General features: G+C 70.5%; 19 protein-coding genes and 1 riboswitch. Of the genes, 9 read left to right on the top strand and 10 right to left on the bottom strand.

The window, feature by feature from the left end; translation table 11 throughout:
- Window positions 1–102: 102 nt before the first annotated feature.
- Complete coding sequence (locus SALPAC3_RS0101110) at window positions 103–390, bottom strand: hypothetical protein (protein ID WP_018219423.1); 288 nt, start codon at window positions 388–390, stop codon at window positions 103–105.
- 118 nt (window positions 391–508) lie between these two features.
- On the opposite strand from SALPAC3_RS0101110, the gene SALPAC3_RS25200 reads away from it, so the two are divergent.
- From SALPAC3_RS25200 to SALPAC3_RS0101080, 6 genes are all read left to right on the top strand, one after another.
- On the top strand, window positions 509–1,756 hold the full coding sequence (locus SALPAC3_RS25200) for a MalY/PatB family protein (protein ID WP_018219422.1): 1,248 nt from the start codon (window positions 509–511) through the stop codon (window positions 1,754–1,756).
- Between the two features lie 145 nt (window positions 1,757–1,901).
- Window positions 1,902–2,462 carry a sigma-70 family RNA polymerase sigma factor gene (locus SALPAC3_RS0101100; protein WP_018219421.1) on the top strand — a complete coding sequence of 187 codons (561 nt, stop codon included), beginning with the start codon at window positions 1,902–1,904 and terminating at the stop codon, window positions 2,460–2,462.
- A 54-nt stretch (window positions 2,463–2,516) separates the two neighbouring features.
- Complete coding sequence (locus SALPAC3_RS0101095) at window positions 2,517–3,302, top strand: zf-HC2 domain-containing protein (RefSeq protein ID WP_018219420.1); 786 nt, start codon at window positions 2,517–2,519, stop codon at window positions 3,300–3,302.
- A gap of 98 nt (window positions 3,303–3,400) precedes the next feature.
- Complete coding sequence (locus SALPAC3_RS0101090; protein WP_018219419.1) at window positions 3,401–3,988, top strand: copper chaperone PCu(A)C; 588 nt, start codon at window positions 3,401–3,403, stop codon at window positions 3,986–3,988.
- Window positions 3,985–5,214, top strand: coding sequence for a Dyp-type peroxidase (locus SALPAC3_RS0101085; protein WP_026185129.1), 1,230 nt, complete (start codon window positions 3,985–3,987; stop codon window positions 5,212–5,214). The genes SALPAC3_RS0101090 and SALPAC3_RS0101085 overlap by 4 nt, the downstream gene beginning before the upstream one ends.
- Before the next feature lie 16 nt (window positions 5,215–5,230).
- Window positions 5,231–5,833: a copper resistance CopC family protein gene (locus SALPAC3_RS0101080; protein WP_018219417.1), complete on the top strand. Its 603-nt coding sequence runs from the start codon at window positions 5,231–5,233 to the stop codon at window positions 5,831–5,833.
- Between the two features lie 138 nt (window positions 5,834–5,971).
- Here SALPAC3_RS0101080 and SALPAC3_RS0101075 read toward each other — a convergent pair whose 3' ends face one another.
- The 7 genes from SALPAC3_RS0101075 to SALPAC3_RS0101045 all read right to left on the bottom strand — a co-directional run bounded on the left by SALPAC3_RS0101075 (window position 5,972) and on the right by SALPAC3_RS0101045 (window position 11,948).
- Complete coding sequence (locus SALPAC3_RS0101075; protein WP_018219416.1) at window positions 5,972–6,814, bottom strand: energy-coupling factor ABC transporter ATP-binding protein; 843 nt, start codon at window positions 6,812–6,814, stop codon at window positions 5,972–5,974.
- Window positions 6,811–7,551 (bottom strand): cobalt ECF transporter T component CbiQ, encoded by a 741-nt coding sequence (gene cbiQ, locus SALPAC3_RS0101070; protein ID WP_018219415.1) that lies wholly within the window; start codon window positions 7,549–7,551, stop codon window positions 6,811–6,813. Before cbiQ ends, SALPAC3_RS0101075 begins: the two co-directional genes overlap by 4 nt.
- A gap of 1 nt (window position 7,552) precedes the next feature.
- Entirely contained in the window at window positions 7,553–7,870 is a 318-nt protein-coding gene (locus SALPAC3_RS0101065; RefSeq protein WP_018219414.1) for an energy-coupling factor ABC transporter substrate-binding protein, read from the bottom strand.
- Complete coding sequence (locus SALPAC3_RS0101060) at window positions 7,867–8,547, bottom strand: energy-coupling factor ABC transporter permease (RefSeq protein ID WP_018219413.1); 681 nt, start codon at window positions 8,545–8,547, stop codon at window positions 7,867–7,869. Before SALPAC3_RS0101060 ends, SALPAC3_RS0101065 begins: the two co-directional genes overlap by 4 nt.
- A 29-nt stretch (window positions 8,548–8,576) precedes the next feature.
- A riboswitch (cobalamin riboswitch) is annotated at window positions 8,577–8,748 on the bottom strand.
- Between the two features lie 104 nt (window positions 8,749–8,852).
- A complete protein-coding gene (locus SALPAC3_RS0101055; protein WP_018219412.1) occupies window positions 8,853–9,665 on the bottom strand; it encodes a class I SAM-dependent methyltransferase in 813 nt (270 codons plus the stop codon).
- The gene (locus SALPAC3_RS0101050; protein ID WP_018219411.1) at window positions 9,662–11,254 is read right to left on the bottom strand and encodes a radical SAM protein; all 1,593 of its coding nucleotides are present in this window, start codon (window positions 11,252–11,254) and stop codon (window positions 9,662–9,664) included. Before SALPAC3_RS0101050 ends, SALPAC3_RS0101055 begins: the two co-directional genes overlap by 4 nt.
- A gap of 130 nt (window positions 11,255–11,384) precedes the next feature.
- Window positions 11,385–11,948 (bottom strand): PadR family transcriptional regulator, encoded by a 564-nt coding sequence (locus SALPAC3_RS0101045; RefSeq protein ID WP_018219410.1) that lies wholly within the window; start codon window positions 11,946–11,948, stop codon window positions 11,385–11,387.
- A gap of 238 nt (window positions 11,949–12,186) precedes the next feature.
- Between SALPAC3_RS0101045 and SALPAC3_RS0101040 the strand changes: the two genes are divergently transcribed.
- Entirely contained in the window at window positions 12,187–13,212 is a 1,026-nt protein-coding gene (locus SALPAC3_RS0101040) for an LLM class F420-dependent oxidoreductase (protein ID WP_018219409.1), read from the top strand.
- A gap of 105 nt (window positions 13,213–13,317) precedes the next feature.
- On the opposite strand, the gene SALPAC3_RS0101035 is transcribed toward SALPAC3_RS0101040, so the two are convergent.
- Window positions 13,318–14,409 (bottom strand): Zn-dependent alcohol dehydrogenase, encoded by a 1,092-nt coding sequence (locus tag SALPAC3_RS0101035; RefSeq protein WP_018219408.1) that lies wholly within the window; start codon window positions 14,407–14,409, stop codon window positions 13,318–13,320.
- Between the two features lie 100 nt (window positions 14,410–14,509).
- Here SALPAC3_RS0101035 and SALPAC3_RS0101030 point away from each other — a divergent pair, with 100 nt between their 5' ends.
- Complete coding sequence (locus SALPAC3_RS0101030) at window positions 14,510–15,184, top strand: TetR/AcrR family transcriptional regulator (RefSeq protein ID WP_018219407.1); 675 nt, start codon at window positions 14,510–14,512, stop codon at window positions 15,182–15,184.
- Between the two features lie 75 nt (window positions 15,185–15,259).
- Complete coding sequence (locus tag SALPAC3_RS0101025) at window positions 15,260–16,186, top strand: SDR family NAD(P)-dependent oxidoreductase (RefSeq protein WP_018219406.1); 927 nt, start codon at window positions 15,260–15,262, stop codon at window positions 16,184–16,186.
- Between the two features lie 155 nt (window positions 16,187–16,341).
- Here the strand turns inward: SALPAC3_RS0101025 and SALPAC3_RS0101020 are convergent, their stop codons facing one another.
- Window positions 16,342–17,850: an aldehyde dehydrogenase family protein gene (locus SALPAC3_RS0101020; protein ID WP_026185128.1), complete on the bottom strand. Its 1,509-nt coding sequence runs from the start codon at window positions 17,848–17,850 to the stop codon at window positions 16,342–16,344.
- Between the last annotated feature and the right edge of the window lie 156 nt (window positions 17,851–18,006).

The following is an 18,006-nucleotide window of genomic DNA, read 5'->3' as shown; positions in this document are numbered from 1 at the left end:
CGTTCGAGGGAGGACCCCGGGCAGGTTGGAGCCCCGGGGTTGGTCCGATGTCGTCGGTCACGCGGAGCGCACCGAGAGTCGGTGAGCCGCCGCGGAGAAGATTCACGCCGGGGGGCGTGACAGCCGGTACGCAGTGCCTGCTGCGTCGCTCGCCGCCGGCGGGTCCGGGACGTACATCAGATAGTCATCCAGCATTGAGCGATCGACGTGCAGCCCCTGGGTGAACCGTTCGAGGGCCGGCGCCGTGATCCCGGCGGCACCGCCGCGCGGACCCGATGCGATCCCGGCGGCACCACGGCGCAGACCCGATGCGATGGGGGCACCGCGGCGCGGACCCGTGGTGACGAAGCCACCAATCTGGGTCTCGACAATGCCGCCGTCGGATGCCACCCCGATAGATTAAACAGTCGTTCAATGCGGGGCAAGCGCATACCGGGCCGAGGCGTACGGTCCAGCCCCGGCGACCAGTGAGAGTCCCGCCCGCCGCCGGACGCCCTAGGGTGGGCGGATGTCCCGCTCCACGCCCTCCGACGATCACCCCACCGCCGTACCGAACCCGCTCACCCAGCTCACGCTGGAACAGCTCCGGCGACGCACCAGCGTGAAGTGGGGCAGCTACGCCCCGGACGTGCTTCCGCTCTGGGTGGCGGAGATGGATGTCCCCCTCGCACCCGCCGTCACCGACGCGCTACAGCACGCCATCGCACTCGGCGACACCGGCTACGCCCACCCAAACGGGTACGCGGAGGCGTTCGGCGAGTTCGCCGCCGAGCGCTGGGGCTGGACCGACTTCTCCCCCGGCCGAACCGCGGTGGTACCCGACGTGATGCTGGGCATCGTCGAGGTGCTCCGGCTGGTCACCGACCCCGGCGACACCGTGGTTGTCTGCTCCCCCGTCTATCCGCCCTTCTACGCGTTCGCCCGGCACGCCGGACGGCAGGTCGTCGAGGCTCCGCTCGGGGCCGACCTACGGATCGAGCTCGCCGCCCTCGGAGAGGCATTCCGGCGGGCCCGGGCCCGCAGCAAGCGGCCGGCCTTCCTGCTGTGCAACCCGCACAACCCCACCGGGGTGGTACATCGCCGCGCGGAACTCGAGGCCGTCGCCGAGTTGGCCGACCGGCACGGCGTACGGGTGATCTCCGACGAGATCCACGCTCCGCTGGCGCTGCCGGGGGTAGCCGTCACCCCGTACCTGACCGTGACCGGCGCCCAGAATGCCTTCGCGGTCACCTCCGGCTCCAAGGCGTGGAACCTCGCCGGCGTGAAGGCGGCACTCGCGATCGCGGGACCACGCGCCGCGGCCGAGCTGGCCCGAATGCCGGAAGAGGTCAGCCACGGCCCGAGCCACCTGGGTGTGGTCGCGCAGACGGCCGCCCTCCGGGCCGGCGGGGAGTGGCTCGACCGTCTCCTCCGCGGCCTAGACGCCAACCGCACCCGACTGGAGTCCCTACTGGCCGAGCACCTGCCCACCGTCGGCTATCACCGCCCCGAAGGCACCTACCTGGCCTGGCTGGACTGCCGGCGTCTCAGCCCACACAGTGCTCCACCCGACAGCGCGTCCGACGAGGTCAGCACCGATCCGGCCCAGCTGTTCCTGGAACGCGCGCGGGTGGCCCTCAGTTCCGGGCACGCCTTCGGCACCGGTGGTGCGGGCCGGGTCCGGCTGAACTTCGCCACCTCCCCCGGCATCCTCACCGACGCCGTCACCCGGATGGGCCGGGCTGCCCGGGAGGCGGGAACCACCGCCGCGAGATGATCCACAACAGTTGGCGGCCCAGAACCGGCGAGAGCCCGGCGCGCCGGGAAGGTCGTACGCTACCGTTCAGCACGATGCTCAGCCGTCTCGTACGGGCATTTAGTGCCCGTCGTTCGCTCCGAACGGCGACCCGGAGGTACCCACCGTGACCGACGACACCGACGTCACCTCGTGGGCTCTCCAGGCAGGAGGCGGTGACCAGGCGGCTGCCGCCGCCTTCATCCGGGCGACCCAGCAACAGGTCCGGCGCTTCCTGGCCGCCCTGATCTCCCCAGCCGAGGCGGATGACCTGACGCAGGAGACCTACCTACGCGCGCTGCGGTCGCTTCCCTCATTCGCCGGGCGCTCCTCCGCGCGCACCTGGCTGTTCAGCATCGCCCGGCGGGTCGCGGTGGACCACGTGCGGACCGCCACGTCCCGTCCGCGGACGGTCCCGATGACCGACTCCCACGACATCACCGACGCCGACGAGAGCGGCTTCGACCGGCAGGTCGCCCTGGAGCAGGTCATCGCGGCGCTGCCGACCGACCGCCGGGAGGCCTTCGTCGTCACCCAGGTTCTCGGCCTCTCCTACGCCGAGGCCGCACAGGTGTGCGGCTGCCCGGTCGGGACGATCAGGTCACGGGTGTCCCGGGCTCGGGCAGACCTGGTCGTCGCACTACAGGCCCGCTCCGGCGAGTCGGCCCGGCACACCGCAACCGGCTGAAGACCTCCCGTCCCGCACGGGAACCAACGCCGGCGCCGGTCCGACTACCGGTACATGGGGTGTGAGCAGTGGCGCGAGGTGTTGTCGGCGCAGTTGGACGGGGAGGAGACCCCGGCTGAGCGGGCGGCAGCCGACTCCCACCTGGCCAGCTGTGGTGGGTGCCGGACGTGGTTCGACCAGGCCGCGGCGATCACCCGCCGGGCCCGGCTGTCGGTCAGCGTGCTCGGCCCCGACCTCACCGATGTGATCCTGGCCGCAGCCCCGGCAGCCCCGGCAGCCCCGGCAGCCCCGGCAGGGTCAACGACGCGGCCGCCGTGGCGACAGCGGCTGGTGATCGCCCTGCGCGCAACGCTCGGGCTGACCGGCGCGCTGCAGGTCCTGCTGGGTCTGACCCAGGTCGGTCAGGCGGCGGCAGGCCCGCACATCCACGCCGGCGGACCGCTGGCCTCGGGCCACCTGTGGCACGAGGCAGCGGCGTGGAACATCGCCGTCGGTGCCGGGTTCCTGTTCGTGGCCGCCCGCCGCACCCCGCCGACCGGGCTGCTGCCCATGTTGAGCGCCTTCGTCGGCACGCTGGTGCTCCTGTCGGTCAACGACCTGATGACCGGCCGGGTGGAGACCGCCCGGCTGGTCAGTCACGGATTCCTCTTCGTCGGCTATGCGATCGTCGTGGCCATGTCTCGGCCGGGTCTACACCCGGACGGCCCGCCCACCGACCTCCGTGCTGATCGTCCCCGCTGGCGGATCCGGGCCGAGGATGAGCCGCCCCCGCCGGGGCTGCGGCTCGTGCCCCCGCCGGTTCCGGGTTCGGCGTGCCATCGGGACAACGCGGCGGCCTGAGCGTCCCGATACCGGTGATGTCGCTAACCGAATCATCGGGAACTTTCCCGCCCTGCCGAACCGACCAACAGTCGACACCGAACTCAGAGAGGTCCTACATGCCAAGCAACGTCACCGATCGGCGCCTACGCCCGGCCGCCCTGGTCGCCGCTGCCCTGCTGACCGCCGCCATGGCCGGTTGTGGCTCATCCAGCGGCTCGTCAACGACCAACCCAACCCCGTCGGAGACGGCCGCTCCGGCGGCGGATGCCCCCGCCGGCGTGATCGGGATCAACGACCCGTGGGTGAAGGCCGCCGACAAAGGGATGACCGCGGCGTTCGCCACCCTGGTGAACGAGAGCGACGCCGACGTTACCCTGACCGGCGTCAGCACAGAGGTGTCGCCGATGGAGCTGCATGAGATGGCCATGAAGGATGGCGAGATGGTCATGCAGGCCAAGAAGGGCGGCATCGTGATCAAGGCGAAGAGCAGCCACCTGCTGGAGCCCGGCGGCGACCACCTCATGCTGCTGGACCTGCAGCAGCCGGTGCAGGCCGGGGATGAGCTGACCTTCACCCTCGCCTTCGCCGACGGGCGGACCCAGTCCTTCACGGCGGTGGCGAAGCCGTTCACCGGTGCTGAGGAGAGCTACGACCCCGAGCACAGCATGCCGGACATGTCCATGAGCCCCAGCGCAGCGTCGTGACTGGGAGCGGCCCCCGCGCGGTGAGCCGGCGCGGTCTACTCGCGGGCGGTGCCCTGGCTGCCGGTGGCGCGCTCGGCGCCACCGTGGCCGTCACCGCCGTTAGCCCCTCCGACGACCCCGCGACCCGCCCCGCCGAGCTGACGCCGGTGGCGGAGATCGGGCTCGCCATCGAACCATTCCACGGGACCCGCCAGGCGGGGGTCGCCACCGAACCGCAGGCACACGCGGCGTTCGTCGCGCTCGCCCTCCGGCCGGAGACGGACCGGGAGGCGCTGGGGCGAATGCTGCGACTGCTCTCCGACGACGCCGCCCGCCTCACCCAGGGCCGTCCCGCCCTGGCCGACACCGAGCCGGAGCTCGGGCTGCTGCCGGCCCGGCTGACGGTGACCTTCGGCTTCGGCCCCGGTTTCTACCAGGCGGCCAACGCCGACGAGCGGCGGCCACCATCGGTGGCCGCCCTCCCGGCGTTCCGCATCGACCGGCTCTCCCCCCACTGGTCCGGCGGGGATCTGCTGCTGCAGATCTGCGCCGACGACCCGCTGACCGTCGCGCACGCCCAGCGGGTGTTGGTGAAGGACAGCCGCCCCTTCGCCACCGTCGCCTGGGTACAGCAAGGCTTCCGACGCGCGGCCGGGTCCGAGCCGGGGCGCACCCAGCGCAACCTCTTCGGCCAACTCGACGGCACCGCCAACCCGAAGCCGGGCGCTCCCCTGGAGACCGCGGTGTGGGTACCGGACGGGCCGACCTGGCTGCGCGACAGCACCACCCTGGTCGTCCGGCGGATCAGCATGAACCTGGAGACGTGGGATCTCCTCGGCCGCACCGACCGAGAGTTGTCCGTCGGCCGCCAGCTCGACACCGGCGCGCCGCTGACCGGCACGGACGAACACGACGAGCCCGACTTCGACGCCCTCGGATCGGGCGGGCTCACCGTCATCCCGGACTTCTCGCACCTGACCCGCTCCCACGTCACCGAGGACCGGCTCCGGATTCTGCGCCGCCCCTACAATTACGACGGCGTGCCCAGCGCCGACGGCACTGCGGACAGCGGCCTGATCTTCGCCTCGTACCAGGCCGACATCACCCGTCAGTTCCTACCCATCCAACGACGGCTGGCCGAGCGGGACCTACTCAACGAGTGGACCACCCCGATCGGCTCCGCCGTCTTCGCGATCCCACCCGGCTGCCCCGAAGGCGGCTGGATCGGCCAGCAACTGCTCGGCTGACCTCGACAGGAGAACCATGCGGACCAACACCCGCCCGAGACCCGCCGGCTTCCTCGCCGCCGTCCTCGCCGCCGCCGCGCTGCTGCTCGTACCGGCCGCGCCGGCTGCCGCGCACAATTCCCTGAAGACCACCACACCGGCCAAGAACGCCGAGCTGGACAAGGCGCCGACCGAAATCACACTGGAATTCCTCCAGAAGCTGGATCCGGCGTTCACCACCATCGTCCTCTCCGACGCTGCGGAGCAGAAGGTCCCGACCGGTGAACCCGTGGTCACCGGGGCAAAGGGCACGATAAGCATCGACGGAGCTCTGGCGAACGGCACCTACACCGTCGCGTACCGGGTAGTCTCCGCCGACGGGCACCCGGTCCAGGGCTCGTACGCGTTCACCGTCGCCGACCCCGCTGGCGCCGAGGCGCCAGCTCCGACGCCGGCGGGGTCGTCCCCCGCGGCCGAGCCCACCACACCGCCGACGGAGCCCGCGACGGCCAGCCCGGTGGCGGCGACCGACAATGACGGCGGCGGGATCGGCACGGCGACGGTGATCGGCGGCGGAGTCTTGTTGGTCCTGGTAGCCGGGGGCCTGGTGCTACTACGCCGCCGACGCGGCACGGCCTGACCAACGGGTGCCGGGCGGCGCCGAGCACCGCCCGGCACCCGTCGGCGCCGCTGTCCCAGCGGGATGAGCACCGCTGCCACAGGCGGGCGGCGTGGCCGTTGCCACGGCCACGCCGCGCGTCGCGTTGCGTTGCGGCGATCACCGATCGTCCGCCGCGGCATCGTTGAGCAGCGCGGCGAGTTCGGTCACCGCCCGCGGACGGGCCCCCGCCAGCTCCGGAATCCGGTCCAGGAGCCGGTGCACCAGCGGCGCCCAGGCCGGCACCAGGTGTGCCGCCGCGAGCAGGCCCCCATCGGCAAGGCCGTCCGCCGTGGCTACGGTCCGCACGCCACCGCCGGAGACCACCGCCACCGCTTCCGCCCAGCGGAAGGCGAGGTCGACATCGTGCGTGGAGAGCACCACCGTCGTACCCGCGGTGTGCAGGTCGTCCAGGGTGCGCAGCAGTGCTTCCACCCCGGCCGGGTCGAGCCCGGCGGTGGGTTCGTCGAGAATGAGCAGCCGTGGGTGCATCGCGACCGCACCGGCGATGGCCACCCGCTTGCGCTGGCCGTAGGAGAGTAGATGGGTGGGTCGCTCGGCGAGCGCCGACACACCGAGCGCCGACAGCGCCGCATCGCAGCGCCGCCGCACCTGCGCGGCCGGGAGCCCCAGGTTGACCGGCCCGAAGGAGACGTCCTGCCAGACGTTGGCGGAGAAGAGCTGGTCGTCTGGGTCCTGCACCACCAGCTGCACCTGCTGCCGCAGCTCCCGAAGGCCGGCCCGGGTGTGTCGCACCTGGGTGCCGGCGAGGACGATCTGGCCCGTGGCGGGCCGCAGCGCGCCGGCCGCCAGTCGGAACAGCGTCGTCTTGCCGCCGCCGTTCGGGCCCAGTACGGCCAGCCGCTGACCGGGGTCGATCCGAAGATTGACCCCGGTCAGGATCGACCGACCCGGCTGGTAGGCGAAGCCCACCTCATCGAACTCCAACAGCGAGGCGTTCACCAAGGAGACACCAACCCGGTGCTGACCGTGACAATCGCGCCGAGCAACACCGTGGTCGCCGCGACGAACGGCACCGACACCCGGTGGGCCGCCACCTGCACGGCGAGTGACCCGGTGTAGCCCCGTACCGCCAGTCCCTCCTCCAGCCGCCGCGCCCGGTGCAACGCCCGAACGAACACCGCCCCCGCCTGTCCGGCCAGCGACCGGTAGGCGGTCCGCCAGGTACGGAAGCCAAGCCGGGCCGCCTGCGCCTGGCGGACCGCACCCACGCTCTCCACCAGCAGGAAGAGCATCCGGTACGTCAGCGCGGCAACCTCGGTGACCGCCGGGGGGACCCCCAGCCGGTGCAGTCGTGGCAGGACATCCGACAACGGGGTGGTGGCGGTGAACAGCAGCAGGCAGGTCAACGCCGCCACGGATCGGCCCGCGGTCTGTGCCGCCAGCGGCAGGCCGGCGGGGTCGATGGCCAGGCGCGCCGGAGCCGGCATCGACACCAGCAACGGGACCGTTGACGTGGCCACGAAGAGCAGCGGCACCCGGCCCGCCCGCAGCACCACGACCAGTGGCACCCGTGCGGCGGCCAGCAGCACCGCCGCGGCGCCGCCGGACAGGAGCGCGGCGGGCCAGGTGGGCAGGGCCACCGCGCAGACCAGCAGCCCGAGCGCGAGCAGCGCCTTCTCGGCGGGGTGCCGACCTCGCCAGGGACCGGTGTGGGCGGCGATGTCGAGGGCGAACACGCTAACCGCGCTGCCGATCGACGGCGTCGCGCTGCCGCTGCCGGGTCCGGGCAACACCGAAGTAGTAGCCGAGCAGGCCGGCGCCGAGCGCGGCCTGAAGGGCGAAGAACGCCGACTCCAGCTCGGCCGACGGCGGCTCGTAGATCGGCGAGAACCACGGCTGGTAGTCCGGGTGGTCATCCACAATGGCCTGCTCGGCGACGGCGTCCGCGCCGGAGAAGGGCTCCTCCCCCGACCCGAGGCCGAGCGCCAGCGGCACCACCGCCAGGAGTAGCACCGCGAGCAGCAACAGCAGGTTCACCCAGGAGAAGCGCCTCATGCCCGTACCTCCGCCGCCGGGCGCAGCAGGCCGAGCCGACGCAGGTCGTCCCCGCTGGTCCGACTCAGCAGGCGGACCACCAGAACGGTCAGTAGTCCCTCGCTGATCGCCAACGGAATCTGGGTCACGGCGAAGATCCCGCCGAACTTCGCCAGCGCACCGCCGACGCCGGAGACCGGGTCGGGGAACGCCAGGGCCAGCTGGGCGACGGTGACACCGTACGTCGCCAGGCTGCCCAGGGCCGCAGCGGCGAACACCGCCGGACCCAGTCCGCCGCCAGCGCGACGGACCACGGTATAGCTCCCATACGCCACCCACGGGCCGACGATCGCCATCGAGAAGATGTTCGCGCCCAACGTGCTCAGCCCGCCGTGGGCCAGCAGCAGCGCCTGGAACAGCAGCACGATGCCGCCCAGCACGCTCATCACCGGCGGTCGGAACAGCACCGCCCCCAGCCCGGTGCCGGTCGGGTGGGAACTCGACCCGGTCACCGACGGGATCTTCAATGCGGACAGCGCGAAGGTGAAGGCACCGGCCGCCCCGAGCAGCAGTTTCGAGTCTGGATCTGCACGGACCTGCCGGACCAGGGCCCGGCTCCCGTGGACGACGAATGGCGCGGACACGACGAACCACGCCGCCGCTTGTTCCGGAGGGAGATACCCCTCGGCGATATGCATCGAACGACCTTCCCTTCCAGCACCTCGTGGATGAGATCCGTGTCAAGGCCGGTCTCCTGGCTTCCGGATCGACGTTCACTCCAGCCTTCCCAGGCCTGGTGGGGCCCAGTGGCACAGTCAGAGATCACTACCCGGTCACAGTGGCGAGGGCCGCGCCGGTCTTCCACCGGCTTCCCGTGCACCTTGACGGCGAGAGGCTATCGGGCACCCGCCCGGACGGCAAGCTGTTGATTCGCGCCAATCGCTACGCGTCTCCGCCGACTGCGGCGAATCGGACGCCACGCTGGGCCCACGGGCCGGGAGCTTCAGCCCGGGCCAGAGCCCGGTTTCCTGGCGGTCAGGAGGGCGTAGCCGAGCACACCGTCGGCGACCGCGGCCCGGGCCGCGGCCAAGACCGCCGGGGCCCGGGCGAAGTCCAGGCCGAGCGCCGCCGCCTGATCCGCGGCGGTCAGCCGCAGCACGGTCAGGCGCGCCTCGATCTGGTCGATCATCGTGGTGACCGCAGAGTCGTGCCGTTCGGTGTGGGTTGTCGTCAACCCCGCGCCAGCCAGCAGGGCGACGTACTCATCGAGGGGACGCGCATCGGCAACGCAGGCGATCCACGCTCCCAACCCGGTCAACTCGGGGGGCAGCCGGTCGGGGACGGCGACCACATCGGCCAACCCGAGTTGACCGCCCGGGACCAGCACCCGGGCCAGTTCCCCCGCTGCGGTGGGCTTGTCGGGGAAGGTGCAGAAGGCGCATTCGCAGACCACCACGTCCACCGAGTGCGAGTCGACAGCGAGCCGCTCGGCGTCTCCCCGCCGGAACCGCACCTGGTCGGCGAGCCCAACGGACCGGGTCACCCGGGTAGCCGCCTCGACGTTGGAGCCGGCGAGGTCCACACCGGTCACCGTGCAGCCGTACTCGGCTGCCAGCAGCAGCGCGCTGGTACCCCGTCCGCTCGCCACATCGAGTACGCGTTCCCCGCTGGCCAGCGCTAGTCGGGCGGCGAGTCGGCGGGTCAGCGACGCCCCGCCGGGATGGTACGCCTCGCCGAGGAGCAGGGCGAGCAGGTCCGAACCGTAGACCGCGGCGCAGCAGCCCTTCGGATCCGCCGCGGGCTCACTCCTTGTCACCGGATCCGCCGCCCGACGTTGGTGGCGTCCCGCGCCACCCGCCGTACGGCGGCGACGCCGTCGGGGTGCTGGGCGACCTTCGACCCGTACGGAGAGTCAGTGATCATCGAGCGGAGTGCGAGTGCGTTGGGCACCACGTCGGCGACCGGCACCCCGGACATCTGCTCGCGGACCTGTTCCCGGTAGCCGACCGAGTTGTAGGCGCAGAACGGGATCAGTCTGCCGTCCGGAGTGATCTCCTCGACGCAACACTTCATCAGCTGCCGCACATTGAGGGTGTACGGGTCCTGGAAGTCCTGGATCACGATCATGAAGGCTCGGTCGGTCAGGTTCGCCACCGCCTCGGGTAGGTTGACACCACAGGCGTCGGCACAGTCCAGCGCCGCGGCGGTCTGGGCGAGGCGCACGTTGGTCGTGTCGGTGCCCATGAATGCCGACGCCGACCACAGCTTCTCCAACGCTTCCCGGACAGCGGGGTCCGGCACCACCCGATTGGTGACGTAGTCGAGGTGGTCCGCCACATCCAGCAGCCGGGGAATCGGCACCACCGCGAATTCCTCGGTGCCGGGCGTGCCCGAGGTGAGCAGATAGGTGATCGACCGGCAGGTCGGGAAGCAGCACGGCACCGGGAAGAAGTCCTCGGCCCGGAACCAGTCGGGCCGCTGCCGCGCGACGAGGTGAATGATGTCGGAGTTGGTCAGCCGGGTCAGCGGGTCGAAGGGCGTGTGTCGGCCGGAGTGGGTGACCGGTTGGAACGAGACGCTCCGCACCGCCGGGTGCGCCAGGCCGTGGCTGATGATGGCGCCGAGTTCGTGCTCGTTGAGCCCCCGTTCCACCGCGGCGACCAGGGTGACGGTCAGGCCGACCTCGGCGCAGTTGTCCAACGCGCGCTGCTTGATCCCACGCAGGTCCCGACCCCGGATCTCCCGGTGTGTTCGCTCGTCGAACCCATCGAACTGCAGGTAGATGTTGACCGCGCGGCCGGGACGGTTGCGCTCGCCGAGCGCTGCCACGAACGCCCGGTCGCTGGCGAGCCGGATTCCGTTGGTGTTCAGGTTGACCGCCTGAATCGGACGGGCCTGTGCGGCGTCCACGAAGTCCAGGATCTGCCGGTGGATGGTGGGCTCTCCGCCGGAGAACATCACCACCTCGGCCTCGCCCTCACTCGCCACGAAGACGTCGAGCATCCGCTCACATTGCTCGAGGCTGATGGCGTACCCGTCGGGCTGGTGGCCGGAGTCGGCGAAGCAGATCGGGCAGTCGAGGTTACAGCCGGTGTTGACCTCGATAATGCCCAGACAGGCGTGCTGCTTGTGTTCCGGACACAGCCCACAGTCCGCCGGGCAGCCGTCGCGCACCTCGGTCTGGAAGGTCAACGGGATCGTGCCGGGCTTGTTGAATCGGGCGCTGTCGAGATACATCCGCGCGTCGCCGTACACCAACGCCTCGAACTGGCCGTGCTCCGGACAGCGCTTACGCAGGTAGACCTTGTCGTCGCGGAGGTTGACCTGTCCGTCGACAACGACCTTGCAGACCGGGCAGATCGACTTTGTGTACTCGACGAACACCTCGTCCCGGTCCCGCTTCATGGCTCTCACCATTCCACGCCACACTGCCCCGGCACGCCGGCTTGGTCGAATACCGCCCGGCGTGGCTGACCGACCGGCGACGCCCCGCCGCGTGCTGGTGGCCGGGCGGGGGCAACCCGGCGCTGGCGGGTCAGCGCGATACTGGAGCACGAGCGCGGAGCAGGGCCGCCACCTGGACACACCACTCGCGATTTTCCTGCTCGAAGCGACGCCCCCGCAGGCAGGTGAGGTACGGCCCGATCCGGTTGCTCTCGCGCAGGAACATCTCCTCGGTCAGGTCACCGCGCAGTTGCCGGAGCATCCGGTCGAAGAGTTCCACCTTGGCGGCGGCGATGACCGCCCGCTCCTCAAGCTGGGCGATGACCGGTGCCGGGTCGAGTCGGTCCACGGCCTGGACCATGACGAGCAGGTCCTCCCGGATCGACGACGGCTTCGACGGCACGGCGGCGAAGGTGGCCAGTTCGGCGAGGCCGGCGGGGGTGACCGTGAACAGCCGCTTGTTGGGGCGGTCGTGCTGGATCACCTGGCGACCGGTGATCAACCCCGCCCGTTCCAGCTTGGTCAACTCGGCGTAGAGCTGCTGGGGTACCGCGTACCAGAAGTTGGAGCAGGAAACATCGAAGATTTTGGCTAGCTGGTAGCCGCTGTACTCCCCATCGAGCAGCACCGCCAACACCGCGTGCCGCAGCGCCATCGCCACACCTCCCGCTCCGGGTGAGGACAGAGTCTTGGCGGGCCAGCACCGCGTCACCGACCCTTCCCCCGAACCATACTCAATGATATGACTATTCCTGTTGAGGAATACCGGCGGCAGTCCTCCCGACCGTCGATCCTGCCCACCGGCACCCTGCCGACCGTCACCACGCCGAACGAGACGGCACCACCGGCTTCTCCCGCACCCGGGACTCCCGGGCACCTGGAAGGACACCCCCATGAAGCTTGGCTACACGACCGGCTACTGGTCCTCCGGGCCGCCCGAGGGCGTCACCGCGGCCATCGCCGAGGCCGACCGACTCGGCTTCGACTCCGTCTGGGCCGCCGAGGCATACGGATCGGACTGCCTCACCCCACTGGCGTGGTGGGGAGCGAGCACCTCCACCGTCCGCCTGGGCACCAACATCATGCAGATGTCGGCCCGTACTCCGACCGCCGCGGCGATGGCCGCGCTCACCCTCGACCACCTCTCCGGCGGCCGCTTCGTCCTCGGGCTCGGCGTCTCCGGCCCGCAGGTCGTGGAGGGGTGGTACGGCCAGCCGTACCCGCGTCCGCTGGCCCGCACCCGGGAGTACATCGAAATCATCCGTGCCGTCCTCGCCCGGTCCGAGCCGGTCACGTACGACGGTGACTTCTTCCAACTACCGCATCCCGGCGGCACCGGGCTGGGTAAGCCGCTGAAGTCCACCGTCCACCCGCTGCGCGCCGACATCCCGATCTTCCTCGGCGCCGAGGGGCCGAAGAACGTCGCCCTGGCCGCCGAGATCGCCGATGGCTGGCTCCCGATATTCTTCTCCCCCAAGGCGGACAGCTTCTATCGGGCCGCGCTGGCCGAGGGCTTCGCCCGCCCCGGCGCCCGCCGCGACCTCGACACATTCGAGGTCGCCGCGACCGTACCGATCGTCGTCCACGACGACATCGAGCGGGCGGCGGACCGGCTCCGACCCTTCGTCGCGCTCTACGTGGGCGGCATGGGAGCCAAGTCAGTCAACTTCCACCGGGATGTCTTCGCCCGCCTCGGCTACGAGAAGGAGTGCGAGGTGATCACCGAGGCGTACCTGGCGGGCGACAAGAAGCGGGCCATCGCCGCCGTGCCGACCGCGCTGGTGGAGGACATCGCCCTGATCGGCCCGGTCGCCAAGGTCCGCGACGAGTTGCAGCGGTGGCGCGAGACCGTGGTCACCACGCTGCTTGTCCAGGGCAATGCCCAGCAGCTACGCCAGATCGCTGACGTGGTGGGCTGAGCACCCGTCCAGCCGATCACCCGACCCCGGTTGGCCCACCTGACTGCGGCCCGCGCCGCCGCGGCGGTGGGCCACCGGAGTCACGAAGTCAATCCACACCGACGGTCAACTGACACCGTCGTAACAGATGACCTGCCGAATCACGTCCCCGCGACCGAGAGCGGCGAGGGCGTCCCCGACCTCCTCCAGCCGCAGCCGGTGCGTGATCATCGCACTCAGGTCGAGTCGACCGGCCCGCCAGAGGTCAAACATCCGGTCAAAGTCTCGCGGCGCCTGCGACGCGCCGTAGAGCGAGGAAGTGATGCTCTTCCCCTCGAACAACAGCTCGAAGGGACTGAAGGCGACCTGCTGATCGGAGCGACCGGCGCCCACGACCACCACCGCCCCACCCCGACGTGCCGCAGTCCACGCCGCACGTAGCGTCTGCGGCACCGCCACCACGTCGAAGACGGTGTCGAATCCCTCGCCATCGGTGAGCTGAGCTGACAGCTCACCCAAAACCTCCGGGCCACACCCGTGGGTTGCCCCGAAGCGCAACGCGGTCTGCTGTTTGGCCTCGACCGTGTCGACCGCGACGATGACGGCGGCACCGGCGAGCCGCGCGCCCTGGATCGCAGCAATACCCACGCCGCCGCAGCCGATCACCGCGACGGCGGCACCGGGCTCGACCCGGGCCGTGTTGATCACGGCGCCGACGCCGGTCATCACGCCACAGCCGACCAGCGCGGCCACCTCGTACGGCACATCGGGGGCCACCTTCACGGCGCCGGCCCGGGGAATAACGATCTCTTCGGCGAAGGCGCCACACCCGGCCATCGCGAAGACCGGGGTCTCGCCGGCCAGGAAGCGCGGCTGGGCGTAGCCGGCCAGCACACTGGTCAAGCACAGGTAGGGCTCTCCGCGCGCGCAGGAGGGGCAGGACCCACACGCGGGTAGCCAGTTGACCACGACCCGGTCCCCCTCGGCCAGGTCGTCCACGCCATCGCCGACCGCGACGACGTCGCCGGATGCCTCGTGCCCCAGCACCACGGGCATCGGGTGTGGCAGCACCCCCTCGCGCGTTGAGCGGTCGGAGTGACACACCCCGGCCGCTCGAACCCGGATCCGGACCTCCCCCGCGCCCGGCCCGAGCACCGTCACGTCATCGCGAATCTCGACCTTGTCGTCACCCACCGTGTGAAAGATCGCCGCGCGCACGAAATCACCTCCGAAAGTGAAACCTGTTCTAGCCTAGGGGTCGACAAGGGCCCGGGCAAGCGGCTGGGGCGCAGCCGGGGCGACCGGCATAATTCGACCCGTGACCACAAAGAAAGCCAGCAGCGCGGGCCTGCCCTCGGAGCGTCGCACCCACCTCGTACGCCTGGCCGGGGAACTGTTCGCCGAGAAGGGCTTCCGAGCCACCACCGTGCGGGAGATCGCCGACGCGGCCGGCATCCTCTCCGGCAGCCTCTACCACCACTTCGACTCCAAGGAGTCGATCGGGGACGAACTCCTCTCCGGTTTCCTCAACGAGGTGCTCACCGGCTACCGCGAGGCAGTCGCCGACACGGACGACCCACGCCGCACGATCGAGCAGTTCGTACGCTCCAGCGCGGCGACGCTGGCTCGACACCGCGCCGCCCTGACCATGCTGCAGAACGACTGGAACCACTTCCGTGCCGTACCCCGCTTCGACTATCTGCGCGACGCCACCCGGGAGATCGAGCACCTGTGGGTGGACCAGTTGGAGCGGGGAAAGCAGAGCGGACTTTTCCGCTCCGATCTGGACGCCAAGCTGACCTACCGACTACTGCGAGACGTGTTATGGATACCGACACGGTGGGGGCAGAACGGTAGCAACGGCTGGACTGCCGACCAGATCGCCGACGCGGTCCTTCGCCTGATCTTCGACGGCATTCTCGCCCCGGAGAGCAGGTCGGCTGGGGGGTCACCGGCCGGCCGCTCTCCTCGGGCGAAGCCAACGAGAAGCTGATACGCTCCCAAGCAAGCGATTGGTCACCAATGTGCCCGGCGGAGCCACCGACTGCCCGCGGACGAGGGAGCACCAATGACAGATCAGCAGTTCACACTGGATGGCACGGTCGCGATCGTGACCGGGGCGGGTAACGGTTTGGGGCGCGCAGAAGCCCTCGAGCTGGCGGCAGGCGGAGCCCGGCTCATCCTCAACGACCTTCCCGGCGACGCCGTCACGGCGGTGGCCGCCGAGATCGCGGCGGTGGGCGGCGAGGCGACGGTGTGCACGGGTGACATCGGCGACTGGTCCACCGGTGAGTCCCTCCTGAACGCCGCCCTCGACACGTACGGCCGACTGGACATCCTGGTCAACAACGCCGGCGTCCTCCGCGATCGAATGGTCTTCACGATGTCGGCGCAGGAGTGGGACCTCGTCCTACGGGTGCACCTGCGAGGCCACTTCGTCACCACCCGCTTCGCCACCGCCTACTGGCGCGAACGCAGCAAGGCGCTCGGCACCCCGGCCTACGGCCGGATCATCAACACCTCCTCCGAGGCGTTCCTGCTCGGCTCGCCCGGCCAGCCAAACTACGCCGCCGCGAAAGCCGGCGTTGTGGCGCTCACCGTCGCGACCGCGCGGAGCTGCGCCCGGTACGGTGTCCGGGCCAACGCCATCTGCCCACGGGCGCGCACGGCGATGACCAGCGAGCTCATGGGACCCTCCCCCAAGGACGCGACCGATCCGTTGTCCCCGACGCACGTCGCGCCGCTCGTGCGGTATCTCGCCAGTCCGGCCGGAGATCCGATCAACGGCGAGGTCTTCGTGATCCACGGGGGCGTGGCCGCGGTGCTGGCCCCACCCAGCGTCCGGGCAAGTTTCCACACCAATGGCGAGTCCTGGTCGCCCACCGCCCTCCACGACGCCCTGGGACCTCTCTTCGGCGAGCAGGCCTCCGGAGCGGGCTACGCCTGCGAGGCCACCCTGCCGCTGGCGGCGACCACGTTCGGCGAGGGCCGGTAGCCAACCCCGGGGTGCGGCAGAGCGGCGGCGACCGACGGTTTCGCCGCCGCCTCCCGCCGCAGCAACTGCCGCCGGCCGCCGGTCACCGGTCACCGGTCACCGGTCACCGGTCACCGGTCAGGACACCCCACCGGGTCGGCGACGACGCCCGCCCCCTACATGAGCTCATCCGTGGTAGGCAGGAGGACGGTCTTCACCTCGGTGAATGACTCCGCCGAGCCGCGCCCGCCCTCCCGACCGAGACCGGACTGGCCGAATCCGCCGAAGGCCGCGTGCGGCTCTACCTGGTAACCATTGACACCGACGGTTCCGGCTCGCACGGCTCGGGTCAGCCGCATGGCCCGCTTCACATCGCTGGTCCACACCGTGGCGGCGAGTCCGTACTCGGTGTCGTTCGCCAGGCGTACCGCCTCCTGTTCGTCGGTGAACGGCGTCACCCCGAGCACCGGGCCGAAGATCTCCTCCCGGGCGATGGCCATGTCGCTGGTCACGTCGGCGAAGAGTGCCGGCGTCACGAAGTTGCCGGCAGCCAGCTCTCCGCCAACCCGTTCACCGCCGCAGACCAGGCGGGCCCCCTCCGCCTGCCCCTTCCCGACATAGCCGAGCACCCGGTCCAGCTGCCGCGGGTTGATCAGCGGCGAGGCGGTGGTCTCGGCGTCGAAGGGATCTCCGTAGTTCACCAGGGCGGTTGCACCGGCGGCGACTGACAGGAAGTCGTCGTAGACCTCCCGCTGGACCAGCGCGCGGGTATGGGCCACGCAGACCTGGCCCGACAGGCCCACCGTGACCGTTCCCATGGTCAGTGCCGCCGCGGCGTAGATGTCGGCATCGGCGAAGACAATCGACGGGCTCTTTCCCCCGAGTTCCAGACTCACTCTGGTGATCCTGTCCGCCGCCGCATGCAGGATGCGCCGGCCGACCGCACGGCTACCGGTAAAGGTGATCTTGTCTACCAGCGGGTGGGTAACCAGCGCCTCGCCGGTGGTCTCCCCGGGCCCGGTCACCACATTGAGCACACCCGGCGGTACGCCCGCCTCCTCTAGAATCCGCACCAGTCGCAGTACGGCGAAGGTCGCGTACTCCGACGGCTTCAGCACCACGGTGCACCCGGTGGCCAACGCCGGCGCGAGCTTCTGCGCCGCCAGCAGGAGGGGCGCATTCCATGGGATGACCGCCGCCACCACCCCGATCGGCTCGCGCAGGGTGAACACCATGTGATCACCCCCCTGGTAGGGCGACAGCGTTTCACCAGCCAGTTTGTCGACCCAGCCCGCGTGGTGATCAAAAATGTCGGCCGCGCACTCGGCCGACACCGCATAGGCGTCGCCAAAGCTCAACGGAACGCTGTTGTCGAGCGCCTGGAGCGCAAGCAGTTCATCGGCGTGCTCCCGGATGAGGTCAGCGGTCCGCCGCAGCACCCGGATGCGCTCCTTCGCCCGGCTGTGGGGCCAGGGCCCCTCGTCGAATGCGGTTCGGGCGGCTCGGACGGCGGTGTCCACGTCGGCGCCGTCCGCGACCGCGAACTCCCCCACCTCCTCACCCGTCGCCGGATGTAGGTGCACCCACGTCCGGTCGTCCCGCGACGGCCGCCAGTCACCGGCAAGGAGCAGTTCCCCCCGGGTCAGTCCCACCGCGTCCCGTCGTGCCCTAATCGAGAGAACCATGCCCACCTCCACAGCCGACCAGGTATAACTCGTTCTATTTCTCGGCAGGATACGCCGAACGCGTGTGCACTGCCAGGCTCCGGGTCAGGCATCGATACACAGCTCGGCTTCGTGATAGATTCTGCCAAGCAAGCGCTAGGTAGCACGGCGGTGTGG

It is taken from the genome of Salinispora pacifica DSM 45544, assembly GCF_000378845.1.
GTDB classification, from domain to species: Bacteria; Actinomycetota; Actinomycetes; order Mycobacteriales; family Micromonosporaceae; genus Micromonospora; species Micromonospora pacifica.
The sequence above is the reverse complement of the archived record's forward strand: the minus strand, read 5'-3'. Positions and strand labels throughout refer to the sequence as shown.